Consider the following 13486-nt stretch of genomic DNA (forward strand, 5'->3'; position numbering starts at 1 on the left):
AACCCCTTACCTCCGGTTTCGTTTTGCAAAAGCGGGGAGCAGATCGCAAAAATCAGCTCAGGGAAACAGGCCGTGATTTTGAGATCAATCCAGCCTGTGCTCCTTCGCGGATTGGTCGGGAAAGAGATTCCCTCTGTTCCCCAACTATAGCCCAAGCCCCCAGTTCTGAACATCATTGCCATCCAATCATCTAATTATTTAGAAGAATAGATTGACAACCGGCACTCATCGATTAGGATCATCTAATTATTTAGATGTTATTCCGGTATCACCGTGCATCAGTCCCTTCAACCAGACGTCAAACACAGGACCAATCACCATGGCACGCCCTGGTTCAGAACACCCAACTCAACTGGAACTGGAAATCCTAAAAGTGCTCTGGGACGAATCGCCGCTCCGCGTGCGCGAAGTACGGGCTCGCCTGGAAACTCAGGCCCAGCGTCCACTGGCACACAGTTCGGTGATTACGATGCTGAATATCATGTTTGATAAAGGATTTCTCGACCGGGAAAAAGTAGGCAAATCATTTCACTTTTCCCCCAGGGTCCGGAAAGAGGAAGTCGCCGGTGGCATCATGAATGATCTGCTGTCACGTCTGTTTGATGGCTCTCCCTCGGCGATGATGTTGAATTTGCTGGAAACCAGCAATGTCGATGCCACCGAGATGACCGAGTTACGCAAACTCATCACACGCAAAGCGCGGGAGCAGGAAAAATGAACAACATTTTCTTTCTTCATCCGGACTTCAGTCTCTGGCTCTGTCTGACACTGTTGCATTCGCTGTGGATCTGGACCGTGATCGCACTGTTCGTATTCACTGCTGATTGGTTCATGAAACGAGTTCGCGTCGAAAAGCGTTATGGTTTTCATCTCGCTGCCCTGTTAATCGGTCTGGCCAGTCTGCCACTCACTTTTTATTACGTCATGCTCCGTACAACCCCCATCAAATCCACAGTGACTCTGATCACCGCACCTCGTTCGACTTCGCTTCCGACTTTGACGCCAGCAGAGAAACCTGGTGACCACATTTTTACGCCTGCCGTCCCCGCAACAGCACCAGCGCCCGACATTCAACCAAAGGAAACAGCTCAACGGCTCTCTCCCCTGCCCGAGCAGCAGTCAGGTTCATTCATTTCCCAGTGGAACTGGAACCGTTACCTGCCCTGGATCGCCGGCGGCTATCTGCTCGGAGTCAGCATCATGCTGTTCCGCCTGTTGAGATCCATGCTGCAGGTGAACCGCTTGAGCTCACGCGCGATACAGTTGACGGAAGGCCCCTTGGTAGAAATTGTCAGCACGCTCGCCTCCCGGTGGTCTCTCAAACTGGCTCCCCGGATTGCAGAAACGAAAGAACTCCTCGTGCCGACTGTCGTCGGCCTCTTCCGCCCGCTGATCCTGCTGCCCACTTCCATGCTGAGTGGCCTCAATCCGGCTGAACTGGAACTGATTCTGACCCACGAACTGGCGCATATCCGACGCTGGGACATGTGGATCAACCTCTTACAGCGTCTGGCTGAGACCATCCTGTTCTTCAACCCCGGTCTCTGGTATGTGAATCGCAAAATCAATTTGCTGCGCGAGTTCTGTTGTGATGAAATGACCTGTAATCATGAGCCTTGTGATCAGCACACTCAGAGGGTCAACTATGCGAGTGCCTTACTCCGCGTTCTGGAACTGGCACAACCCCAACATCCCCGGGCCGCGGATCTGGCTTCCCTGGCCGTCAGTGGTGCCTCACCATCTGAAGTCCGCCGGCGTGTCGCCCGACTATTCGGGGAACCATTGTCTGAACCGTTCCGGCTGTCCCGAGGTTTCTTTTGGGGCGTATTAACACTGGCTCTCCTATCGGGCCCCGGTATCTGGGCTTTTCAGAAAACGCCGGGAGGTAGAAATTCCACTTCCGATGAATCATCGCTCATCTTCAAAGACACCCAAACAGCGCCGGCGGAATTAGAGCTGCTGACACTAGGCACGTATGCAGAGACGCCTCAACACTGGTGGAACAGCGATGGCCGAGCCCAGGACTCAATTCCTTATCAAATTCGAGATACTTCATTACCCCGGGGAAAGAATCAAGTTCAACGTCAGGTGATCTTTCGCTTTCAAGATTTGCCTGAGAATTCGTCGGTGGGCTGTGAATTCTTTCTCCCTCAGGGGGAAGGCGAAAACAAATTTCCGATCTCCTCTCGAGCCACGACTGTTTTGAATGGCAAGCAACAGCTGGCACCCGATGTATTCGCTTACGTGTTTTCTGTTGATCATCAGGCAAAAGCAGTCAACCTGCGTTTTAGAGCCGCCAGCGGTTCCTGGGACACCAAGATCAGACTCCCCGCAGATAACACCTATGGAGATCGGGGCCTTTCAGAATCGGGTGGTTCAGGCGAAACGTATCACATGCAGATGTCCGGGCCTTATCAGCAACAGGACCGTATTGTTGTGGTGGCGACACACGATAATCATGATCGTCAGGTTCGTATCATCGCCGTCGATAAGACGGGGAAAGAACACCGCACCTCACAGTCTGCCAATTCGAGTATCTCCCAGAACAGCTACTTTACATACCGAGCCTATTTCAAGAATCTCAAACTGGAAGACCTTGATTATTTCGAATTCCAGGCACGTCCTTATGAATTTATCGAGATTAATGACGTCCCCTTGAATCCCGTTGAAACAGACTCCACAACACCCCGAAAACCTCGAGCAAAAAAAACTGCAGAGCGGGTCAAAGTCTCAGGTAAAATCCTACTTGAAGATGGTTCGCCTGCTGAAAATCAAGGACAACTCTGTTACAAGAGTCCAGGTATCCAAGGAACGGTTGGCACATTCACAGATCGTTTTCAGGGCCGCTTTCCAGTTGGTGAACTGGTCCTGACCTACTTTCCTGATAATTATGCCCCCGTCCGCCTGGATGCTGGAACCTTAAAAGCCGGCGCTCCCCGCGACGATCTCGAGCTCATACTCAAACCCGGTCATCAACATCAACTCAACATTCAGAACGAGCAGGGTGAGCCGGTCACCGAGGCGACCGTCGTGGTTCACCCAACCTGGGGTGAAAGTGGCTCCGGCCCCATCTTCCCGCTAAAAGTCAACATGGAGGGCGCTCTCACTCTGCAGCATCTGGCCGATACCTCGTACGATGTCAATGTCTCAGCTCCTGGATATGAACCCAGTCAGTCGAAACAGCTTCCCGTCAAAGCAGACGGCACAAGCACGATCACCCTGAAAGCCAGTCAGAAAACCACGGGGCGGATTCTAGATGAAGCGGGCAAGCCGGTCGCGGGTGTGACACTCTATCTGAAACGTCAGTTTGGCGGCCAGCGTCCCAACACATTTACCAGATCCGGCAGAGGGAACTACTGGGGCACTCCCTTAACGAAGACAGATCAGGAAGGTCGGTATGAACTGACAGAGATGACGACGGATGCCGAATACCTGTTCGTATTCGAGGCCCCTGATGGCCGACGTGCCATTGTACAAAACCTCCAGGCAGGCCGGGATCAGGAATTTGTGATTCCCGATCGGCGGGACCTGCGCATCACGTTTTCCAAAGAGTTTCTCCAGAAGTATTCAATCAAAAACGCCTCAAGAGTGGCCATTAGACAGCATGTCATGTGCGAACCTGCAGGACAGATTCGTTTTGGGGAATTGATCGGCGCAGACGTCCCCATCAAGGTGACCGAATCAGAGGGAACCGCGTTCTTTCCCGGTCTCGCCATCAATATTCAATCACAGAATCAGCCTCAAGAAGTTTCAGTCGGACTGCAATATCACAAAGGACCCAAACAGGTTGTAAAGATTAACCCGAGTGAAGAAACCCGAGTCAATTTTACGTTGGCGCACGCTGAGTCTGAAACAGGACAGACGACTGCTCCGAAACCGGCGCCAGCAGCGATTGAGAAATTCCCCGTTGTGATCGCACAACATCTGATGTTGCTCAACGGTCGTCAGCCGATCTCCTGGGGTGAATTAAACACGAAGTTTGCCGAGTTGAAAAATCCTTCGCAAGTACAGCCCACCTTTTACATTACCCGAGGAGCCATGGCTGCCAGGCGAATGGAAGAATTTTTAAAATTCAGGAGCCGGGTATCGCGTAAGGGATTTCAGTTTCATGGGTTCAGTCAGGGGTCGCTTTCAGCTCGGGCTGATTACTACTATGACCACATCCAGACAGAGGCAGACCTGCAACCTGATCCAGCTGATAAACTGACCGGACGGATTGTGGATCTCAATGGCAAACCAGTTGCCGATGCCGAAGTTGTGTTGATCACTTCCGTTCCCGAACCGATCTCTTATAAGACTTACGAAATGGCTCTGGTTCAGGGACGCATTCGCAATCCGCTCGAGCACAGGATGACTCGTTCAAATTCCCAGGGGGAGTTCACGCTTTACCCCCCGGCAGGAGAAAAATACTACATCATGGCCCTGCACCCGGAACAGGGTTTCAAATTTGACAGTAACGAATCTTTTGCGTCTCAAAACGAGATCAAACTCCTGCACTGGTCGGGTCTCAAGGTCAACCTTGCCAAAGTGCCGGAAGAAACCCAGACCGTCAACCTGAGTACTCGCGTCGATGCCCGCGCGGGCTTGCCTGAAATCTCTATCAATCAATATTGGAGCGACCTGCCCGCGGAGGCGCAGAAACAGCAGTTCGCCTATCACCATATTCCCCCCATCAATCAGACACTGATCTCTCGCAACTTTCATAACGAGGACGGAAGCAGTATTGGACTGGCAGGCGTTTCAGTCAGCCTGTTACCAGAAGAAGTACGCGAAATCAGCCTCGGCCCCCTTTCCAAACAGCAGTCACAACAACTGGAATGGATGCGCAAGCGCTCAAGCAGTCAAAAGTAATTCCTGAATATCGGCTTCTATTGCATCAATTATATTGATGCCATCTCGCGAGTAGAATATTGTTTACTGCAGTCGGTGTACTTCAGCAGGGCGCGGTTCAGGTGCTTCAACTGATTAAATTCACGCCACTCGCTCCGATTAAACTCACAGGAATAACTATGAACAAAATGCATCTGCTCAGAAATCCCCCTCTCTCTTTAATACAATGTCCTCTGGTCTGGTCCATGATAGTTGTAAGCTGCTTGCTAATTCAGCCTGCTCAAGCGGAAGAAACACAGCCTGCAAAGCAGTTCCAGAGAATCCTGTTTCTGGGGAACAGTATCACCCTGCATGGTCCTGCTCCCAAGATTGGCTGGAAGGGCAACTGGGGAATGGCGGCCAGCGGTCCCGAGAAAGACTACGTGCATCTGGTGACTAAAGCACTGACGAAGTCTCCGTCCGAAAAACCGCAAACGATGGTGAAAAACATCGCCACGTTTGAAAGAAACTATGCAGACTACAATCTCAAGGAACACCTGCAGGATGCGTTCTCATTCAAACCGGACCTGGTGATCCTCGCGATTGGTGAAAATGTTCCGCAGTTGAAATCCGATGCGGAACAGGCCCGCTTCAAAAGCAGTGTAGATGAACTGCTGAAACTGGTGCAGTCAGAGAGCCAGCCTACGATCATTGTCCGCAGCAGTTTCTGGTCAAATCCCGCCAAAGACACGGCGCTGAAAGCAGCCTGTGCGCAGGCCGGTGGCACCTTTGTTGATATCAGCAAACTGGGTAAGAATGAAGCGAATTACGCCCGCGCGGAGCGAAAATTTGAACACGCCGGCGTAGCGGCTCATCCGGGCGACCAGGGAATGCAGGCGATCGCGAATGCCATCGTGAAAGCAGCGAAACCGTAGAAAGCCCCCGGAAACGCAAAAAGCCTTCGTCAGAGTGACGAAGGCCTGTCATTTGTAAGCGATTATCTCAAGAGGAGATAATAAGTACACCCCGCAGGGTTCGAACCTGCAACCTTCGGTTTCGTAAACCGATGCTCTATCCAATTGAGCTAGGGGTGCCCGTCCCGATTGGGAAAGAGTATTTTAGCGAGCCCGTTCTCCGTTTTAAAGCGTTTCGGAAGCTGCATTTGAATCTTTTTGGCAGCTCATCCCCGGTTTTGGGAGTGGAATCACTCCCACAGTATGCTTTTTGACGGTTTTTCGGGCTCGAATCCATCCATTTGACGATCGGCGCCTGTTGATATGAGACAGTTTTCAGCCTGATCAGGTTCCCGACCGCACAAGAAAAAAGGCTCTGTTCCCTGGAAACAGAGCCTGGTCTCACTAAAAGACGGGACTAATCTGAGAGCTTTCTCAGTATCAACCTTAGTGATGGCCGTGATGGTGATGACCACGATGTCCATAACCGCCACGGTATCCACTTCGGTAACCGCTGCGATATCCGCCATAATAGCCGCCCCGGTAGCCGCTACCGCTGTAAATTCCGATCCCGAAGGAAGGACTGCTGTAGTAAAAGCCGCCCGATCCATAGCTGGGATAAGAATTATAGTAACCACGGTTTCCGTAACTGGGATAGGAATAGCCATAGCCACCGTATCCATAACCGGAATAGCATCCGTGGCCTGCTTCAGCCTGTTGGGTCGGCATCAGTAAAAACGTACCGCCGAGTACCAGTCCCATACACAGTGCCAGCTTCAGTCCTTTACGCTTTTTGGGAGTAGCTGTTTTGCCTGCATCAACCGTATCTGTGCTCTTTTGCATCGTTTCGCTCCTTGGAAAAATGAACCATGTGAGTGTCACAGACGAGTTGGAATCAGCATCCTCGCTATTTGTCTGGCACTCGGTTGCAGAACGGTTGAGAATCCTTCACTCATTACATACTTGTCCGCCTGCTCTGATTCTGAAAATCGCTATAAGTGTGCCAAAATCCCAAACTGTAGATGGCCATCCCTAACCTGTGTTTTAATTCAGACTTAGGAAAACAGCTGATTCCGGCACCAGCGGCGGGTTAGAAAAAAGCGTCTCAGTCTTGCAACAGACGAGATCAATCTGATGCCAGTCAACCTGACCATTACGGCAGAAACTGCCGATCGAGTGGGTATAAAAAAACAAGCCTCCCATTCAAATGATCGGGCCGAACCAGATGAATGAAAGACTTGAGAATATTTGCCAAATTGAACCTGTCAGACAGGAACCGGCCCGACAAGATCAGCTAAAACCTGATCAGGGCGGATCTATTATAAATATGGATTACCATCCATAGTAGAAACCGAAACCGGGTGAGTAATAACCGCCCCGGTAACCACGGTACCCACGATAATAACTACCATGGTTGTATCTGCGGTTATGTCGGCGGTAATGGTTTCGGTATCGATTGTAGGAACGCTGATAGTCCCGCCTTGCATGGCGGTAATTTCGTTCAAATTTACGATAGTTGTTACGTGCCCGTTTCCAGGCAGGTGGCCTTGCCTCGGTTGTGTGTGTGGCCCCGAGTAAAAATACACTACTCACGAGCAGGGCGACGGTCAGTGCACGTTTCATGGTCTTGTCTCCTTGATAAGAACCCTGTTGTTGCCTGACTTCATCCCTGTTTGAATGAAACCAGAAGTCAAAAAATCTTTGACTGTCTTATCAGAGGGAAAACGCAATAGCTGTGCCATTTGCGTAGAATTTGACGATCAATCGCCTAAACCATGACAGAGTTTTGGTTTAAAGAGAGTTTTTTACTCAAGTCGAAGCAGGGCCACTACTTGAAACTGTTGTAGAATTGAAAAAAGTGTGGTCGAAAAGAGAACAATTAAGCCGCCCACCGGCCAGTTTTGCTGATTGATGGGCGGACAACTCTTGTTCTCTGCAAGAACCTGCATTTAAACAACAGGGTTTTGCAGGACACCAATTCCTTCAATCTCGGCTTGCATCTCATCCCCATCTTTGAGGAATTTGTTTTTCGAGGCACCAACGCCGCTGGGCGTTCCGGTGGAAATAACATCACCCGGTTCCAGTTGTACAAAGCTGGAAATAAATTCAACGATCGCTGCTACGGGAAAGATCATCTCAGCGGTAGACGAATCCTGCTCCACCTCTCCATTCACGGAGAGTTTCATTTTGAGCTGCTGTGGATCCTCAATATCACAGGCCGGAGTGACACAGGGGCCCATCGGGCAGAAGGTATCGTGCCACTTACCGTGTAACCAGTCGAAGAAGCCGTCCTTTTCCCGCTGGGTCCGCTCCGGGTTGGGACGGAACTTGCGGTCGGAGATATCATTGATCACGGTATAGCCGGCCACGTAATCGAGGGCCTCTGCTTCTGAGACTCCCTTACAGGATTTCCCGATCACAATCCCCAGTTCCAGTTCCCAGTCAATATGATCGGGTGAGACAGCAGGAATTTTCACCGGCTGTCCCGGATGAGTGAGCGTCGTCAATGGAGGCTTCATGAACACATAGGGAAACGTCTTCTGGCGCTCCTCGGCTTTGCCGCCCCCTTCTTCGATGTGTTTTGAATAATTCCCAGCCAGAAGCAGCAGCTTGGAAGGCTCAGGCACGGGGACGAGCAACTGCACATCTTCCAGAATGATCGACATCGGAAAGAGTTCTTCATCCATGGACTGCTTCAACTGCCGCTCGATCACCAGGATCGTTTCCCGCTGTGCTCCGCCGGGGAGAAAGGGAATCAGTCCCTCAGATTCATCTATCTCGACGCCCGCCAGGTCAGCTGCAGCACTCAGGGGTAGAACGGAATCTTCTGTATAAAAACCGCAGGCAATCTGGTTATCTAACTGATAGCGACACAGTCTCATGGTCTTTCAACTCCTGATCGGGATCTGCAAATCGGTGGGTCAGTCTTGATGACGGAACGAATTCCTGAATGAGTCTCTCCCTGTTCATGCTAACGTCTGCGGCAGGAAAGACCAGTTTGCAGGAACGTTTATGTTAGCTGCTTCTGAAATCTCTTTAAACTCACAGCCAGGATGACCACGCAACAGAGACTGAGCCCAGTGAAGTAAGGGAGCAGATCCGTGATCCCCGCCCCCCGCAGAACAATGCCTCTTAAGATCTCCAGGAAATAAGTTACCGGAATGATGAAGGTAAACAGGTAAATCGGCAGCGGCATCTGGGAACGGGGGAACATGAATCCCGAAAGCAGCACTGAAGGCAGCATAATCAGAAACGCAAACTGCACCGCCTGCAACTGTGTCTGTGCGATGGTGGAGACCAGCATCCCCAGCCCAAGGCCGCAAATCAGGAACAGCAGCGAAAGTGTCAGCAGTTCCCAGAGATTACCATGTATCGGCACGCCGAACAGGAAGACCATCACTGTTAAAACAATCAGGGTTTCCACAAATCCGATCATCGCATAGGGGACCAGTTTTCCCAGCAGCAAACCGGACTTGCTGACCGGCGTCACGAACAGCTGCTCCAGTGTCCCCAGTTCCCGTTCGCGGACGATGGCAAACGAAGTCAGGAACAGGGTCACCAGTTGCAGAATAATTCCAACCAGACCAGGCACGAAGAAATGTGAGCTATCCAGATCCGGGTTGTAGAGCAACCGCGGTCGGATCTCCACCGGGAGCGCAACCTTCCCTTCGGCATTGCGAGAGGGCACGACATTCAGTGTTTCGGCAAACTGTTTTGTAATGTTGGTCGAGAAATTAAACCCGAGCAGGCTGGAAGCATTAAGCGCCGTCGTAGCGACCTGGGAATCGCTGCCATCAATTAATACCTGAACCGAGACCTGCTCCCCCTTGAGCAGACGATCGGAATAATCGGGCGGAATAACGACCCCCACCTTGGCCCTGCCAGACTCGAAGGCACGACGGAAGGCATCATGATCATAAACCCGATCGATGATCATAAAGGTACGGGTGTTTGCGAACGCCTCACGGAGCTCGCGCGCACTGGAGCGACCGTCCAGATCAAAGATGACCGTCGGTATGTTTTCAATCTGGGTGTCGATCGCAAAGCCGAAGATCAGGGTCTGTAATACCGGGACAGCAAAGGCGAACAGCAGCGTCGATGGTTCACGTCTGATATGCGAAAATTCCTTGACCAGAATGGCCCAGAACCCCGCCAGCATCTTCTGCCTGAAATGGGGAGCCTGCTTGCTGCGGGCTTTAGTATCACCTGGTAATTTCTCAGGAGCAATTTGTGGCTCAGTCAGCGCGTCACTCGTCTCTGCCTGTGCTGCAGATGCCTGCGTTGTAGTTGCCTCCGGCACAGTCCCAGTGTGAGTATCTTCGTCGTGATTCAATCCCTCCGCCCGGCTCAGGGTCACAAACACATCTTCGAGTGAAGGTGTGATCGGCCTGACTTGAACGGTCCCCTGCGATTCTGGAATACGGTTAACGAAATCATGTTCTGACAGACTCTGATCCGCGAGCACGTGAATTGTTTGACCAAACAGAGTGGCGTCGTGCACGCCGTCCATATCGCGATAGGTACCCAGCCACGTCGCTGGATGAGGAATATCGATTTCCCAGCGCGCCGATCCGGGGGGAGTCACGCTGGATAACTGTTTCAACTCTTCCGGCTTTCCACAGACAATCAGTCGCGAATTATAAATATAGCCCACATCGCTGCAACGTTCGGCTTCATCCATGTAATGTGTGGTCACAAACAGGGTCACCCCCTGCCCCGCCAGTTCAAAGAGCAGGTCCCACAAATCGCGGCGGGCAACCGGGTCAATCCCGGCAGTCGGTTCATCCAGAAACAGCAATTCCGGTTCATGAATCAGAGCACAGCCCAGAGCCAGACGCTGCTTCCAGCCTCCGGATAAATTTCCCGCCAGCTGATCCAGGCGGTCGCCCAGAGAAGTCAGCTCTATGATCTCCTCAAACCGCTGTTCCAGTTTCTCGGGACTCAACCCGTAGATTCGACCGTAGAATTCGATGTTCTCCCGGACGCTCAAGTCGGCATAGAGACTGAAGCTTTGAGACATATAGCCAATCCGGCGTTTGATCAGCTCGGCTTCGGTACTCACGTCATAACCCAGAACCTGTGCTCCGCCGCCCGTTGGTTCCAGAACGCCACACAACATGCGGATGATCGTAGACTTACCGCTGCCATTCGGTCCCAGCAGGCCGAAGATCGCCCCCCGTTCAACTTCAAAGCTCACCTGATCAACGGCCCGCAGAGCACCAAAGTCACGCGTCAGCTGATCAAGCTGAATCACCGAGTTCATGAGCGGTCTCCCCGTTGATCCAGCCAGACATCAGCCGCCATCCCGGGACGGAGCAGGCGTTCTTCATTCTGCAGCCTGACTTTCACTCGAAAGACCTGCTTGGACCGCTCTTCGGGTGTCTGCACGTTGCGAGGCACAAACTCAGCCTGACGAGAAACGAATGAAATGACACCTTCAAAGCTGCGATCAGGATAACTGTCGATGGTGACCTTAACCCGCTGATCGATGCGAATACCCAGATGGTTTTCAGGAACGTAACAACGAACCCAGAGGTGATTCAGATCCAGTATGGAGATGACCGGCGCGTTGCTTCCTACCAGATCTCCCGGTTCCAGGTTAACGGCTTCAACAACCCCGTCCGCAGGCGAAATGATTTTCAGCTCGCTAATCTGCTTTTCAATTGTCTGCAGGGTTGCTTCTGTTTTTTTCACTGCCGCTGCCGCCTGTTCGATATCTTCCCGGCGACTTCCGTTTTTCATCAACTGCCAGGCATCCTCTGCCTGCTTCAGTTCTGCCCGTGCTGCATCGATCTCCTCTTTGCGGGTGCCCTCTTTGAGCAGTTCCAGTGCCTGCTCCTTGACCGATTTTCTGGCGGCTGCCACCTGGAATTCCGTGTTGGCGGTATCCAGCTCGTCCTGGGAAGCAGTTTTTTCAGCAAACAGAGTTTCGATGCGGGCCTGTTGCGCCTGTGCCAGTCGGAACTGGGCATCAGCGAGTCTGAGTTCAGCAACGGCCGTTTCAATTTCCTGGGGACGTGGTCCATTCACCAACTGTGTGAGATGCGCTTTGAGCTGATCGACCTTTGCTGCCGCTTCAGCGATTTCTTCCGGGCGAAAGCCGGCTACGAGTTTACTGTGATATGCTTTCGCTTCCGCCAGTGCCGCTTCGGCCTCGGCCTTTCGTTCCAGCAGATCGTAAGGCTCCAGTTCAATCAGCAGTTCTCCCCTGCTGACCTTTTGTCCCTCTTCGATAAGAACCTGCCTGACTCTCCCCCCCACTCTGGAACCGGGTCGAATATCATCCGCCTCAATGAACCCGGAGACCTTTAAGGGTTCATAGCGATTCTGGCTCATGACCAGGGCCAGGATCAGAATCACTCCCAATCCAATCAGTCCCAGAATTTTCTTCAATGGTCTATCCTTGTTTGAAAGTATGAACACGTCTGGCAGGTAGATCGCATTATATACATTTAAGTCCGATTCATCTTAGCGGGCCTTTAGAGAATTCCAAATGAACGCCGGGAATCGAATCAGTTCCCCTGTATCAATCATCACGTCCGCATTCTCAACCATCACAGCTCGACAGGGTAGCAACCGCAGAGAGCTCCCTTGATGCTGCTTAAGAATCGGGCAGCTCTCGATGGTGACTGCGGGAGTTTGATGATTCAAAAAATAAATTCCTCTTAACACACCATATCTTCAGTCGTCTTATCTCTTTTAATCTATTGAGGATAGAGCCCCAGGCAATGTTGTTTTTTCGGACGAAAACAGATTTGGCACATCATTCGCTTTAGTACCAAATCACAATAATCATCAAACAGAAACAATCCCTTAAACATGTGCCCTTATAAATCCGGGCGTTAAGAGTTTGTGCTCGTAACTGTTTGTTGAGCATGTTGTGGTTTTCGTTAAATAAGGAGAGATGATGAGAACATCATCATCTAAGAAAAGAGGAATGAGAAGAGGATTCACACTAATCGAATTGATGGTCGCTATCGCAACGATAGCTGTTTTGATCGCATTACTTTTACCAGAGATTCAGAAGGCACAGGATGCCTCCCTGCAAAGTAAACAGAAATCGGGCCCCTATTGGGTATACCGCGAATACGAATACGCGGGTGGTCCGGTAATCACCGAAATTTCGGGAACCTATAAACACTCCCTCCAGGAAATCCTGGACATGTACGCCATCAACCTGAAAAAACAGCAGAAAGCTCATGCAGATGAACTGATGGCTGAAGAAACAGGTGAAGAACCCGTTTCTGCCCCGAAAGTAGTTGCCCTGGCATCTGCTCCCACCAATGACATCACTGAAGTCAATGACACTGTGACACATGACCCTAATCTGGTCGAATACGATCACGTAGAGATGACCAAAGAAGAAAAGATAGACAAAGCTAAACGAGCTTTAAAGAACTTTAAATATGATCTGTCTCAGAATACCGCCTCACTGGTTGCACGCCGGAATTTGACTGAAGCGATCGAATTGCTGAAGCGGGATCTGAAACGCCTGGAAGCAGAACCGTAAGCCCGAATCTATTTCCGCTATACAACGAAGACACTCTCCTGAAAACAGGTGGAGCTTGATTTGAGCGTCAAGTTTCACCTGTTTTTCTTTATTAATGGTCTGACCGCTGCAACTTACGAAGACCCATTTTTTGTAGATCTTTCAAACTGAAAAAATGCGATCTTTTTTAGGAAAGTTGGTCTTGGCAGAAAAAATCAATCCCATTATAAATCCG

General features: G+C 51.1%; 9 protein-coding genes and 1 tRNA gene. 4 read left to right on the top strand and 6 right to left on the bottom strand.

Annotated features, from left to right (window positions below; genetic code table 11):
• Positions 1-319: 319 nt before the first annotated feature.
• The 3 genes from HG66A1_RS27175 to HG66A1_RS27185 all read left to right on the top strand — a co-directional run bounded on the left by HG66A1_RS27175 (position 320) and on the right by HG66A1_RS27185 (position 5744).
• Positions 320-718: a BlaI/MecI/CopY family transcriptional regulator gene (locus tag HG66A1_RS27175; protein ID WP_145191705.1), complete on the top strand. Its 399-nt coding sequence runs from the start codon at positions 320-322 to the stop codon at positions 716-718.
• The gene (locus tag HG66A1_RS27180; protein WP_145191709.1) at positions 715-4851 is read left to right on the top strand and encodes a M56 family metallopeptidase; all 4137 of its coding nucleotides are present in this window, start codon (positions 715-717) and stop codon (positions 4849-4851) included. The genes HG66A1_RS27175 and HG66A1_RS27180 overlap by 4 nt, the downstream gene beginning before the upstream one ends.
• 224 nt (positions 4852-5075) lie before the next feature.
• The gene (locus HG66A1_RS27185; RefSeq protein WP_145191713.1) at positions 5076-5744 is read left to right on the top strand and encodes an SGNH/GDSL hydrolase family protein; all 669 of its coding nucleotides are present in this window, start codon (positions 5076-5078) and stop codon (positions 5742-5744) included.
• A gap of 85 nt (positions 5745-5829) precedes the next feature.
• Here the strand turns inward: HG66A1_RS27185 and HG66A1_RS27190 are convergent.
• The 6 genes from HG66A1_RS27190 to HG66A1_RS27215 all read right to left on the bottom strand — a co-directional run bounded on the left by HG66A1_RS27190 (position 5830) and on the right by HG66A1_RS27215 (position 12155).
• Positions 5830-5903, bottom strand: a tRNA-Arg gene (locus HG66A1_RS27190).
• 306 nt (positions 5904-6209) lie between these two features.
• Positions 6210-6605 (bottom strand): hypothetical protein, encoded by a 396-nt coding sequence (locus tag HG66A1_RS27195; RefSeq protein ID WP_197996837.1) that lies wholly within the window; start codon positions 6603-6605, stop codon positions 6210-6212.
• Between the two features lie 489 nt (positions 6606-7094).
• Positions 7095-7385 (bottom strand): hypothetical protein, encoded by a 291-nt coding sequence (locus tag HG66A1_RS27200; RefSeq protein WP_145191717.1) that lies wholly within the window; start codon positions 7383-7385, stop codon positions 7095-7097.
• 326 nt (positions 7386-7711) lie between these two features.
• On the bottom strand, positions 7712-8644 hold the full coding sequence (locus tag HG66A1_RS27205) for a fumarylacetoacetate hydrolase family protein (RefSeq protein WP_145191720.1): 933 nt from the start codon (positions 8642-8644) through the stop codon (positions 7712-7714).
• A gap of 128 nt (positions 8645-8772) precedes the next feature.
• Complete coding sequence (locus HG66A1_RS27210; protein WP_145191723.1) at positions 8773-11025, bottom strand: ABC transporter permease; 2253 nt, start codon at positions 11023-11025, stop codon at positions 8773-8775.
• Positions 11022-12155, bottom strand: a complete 1134-nt coding sequence (locus tag HG66A1_RS27215) for an HlyD family secretion protein (protein ID WP_145191726.1) — start codon at positions 12153-12155, stop codon at positions 11022-11024. The genes HG66A1_RS27210 and HG66A1_RS27215 overlap by 4 nt, the downstream gene beginning before the upstream one ends.
• Before the next feature lie 544 nt (positions 12156-12699).
• On the opposite strand from HG66A1_RS27215, the gene HG66A1_RS27220 reads away from it, so the two are divergent.
• Positions 12700-13272, top strand: a complete 573-nt coding sequence (locus HG66A1_RS27220; RefSeq protein WP_232106685.1) for a type II secretion system protein — start codon at positions 12700-12702, stop codon at positions 13270-13272.
• Positions 13273-13486: the final 214 nt, after the last annotated feature.

The sequence above is a fragment of the Gimesia chilikensis genome (genome assembly GCF_007744075.1).
Lineage (GTDB): Bacteria > Planctomycetota > Planctomycetia > Planctomycetales > Planctomycetaceae > Gimesia > Gimesia chilikensis_A.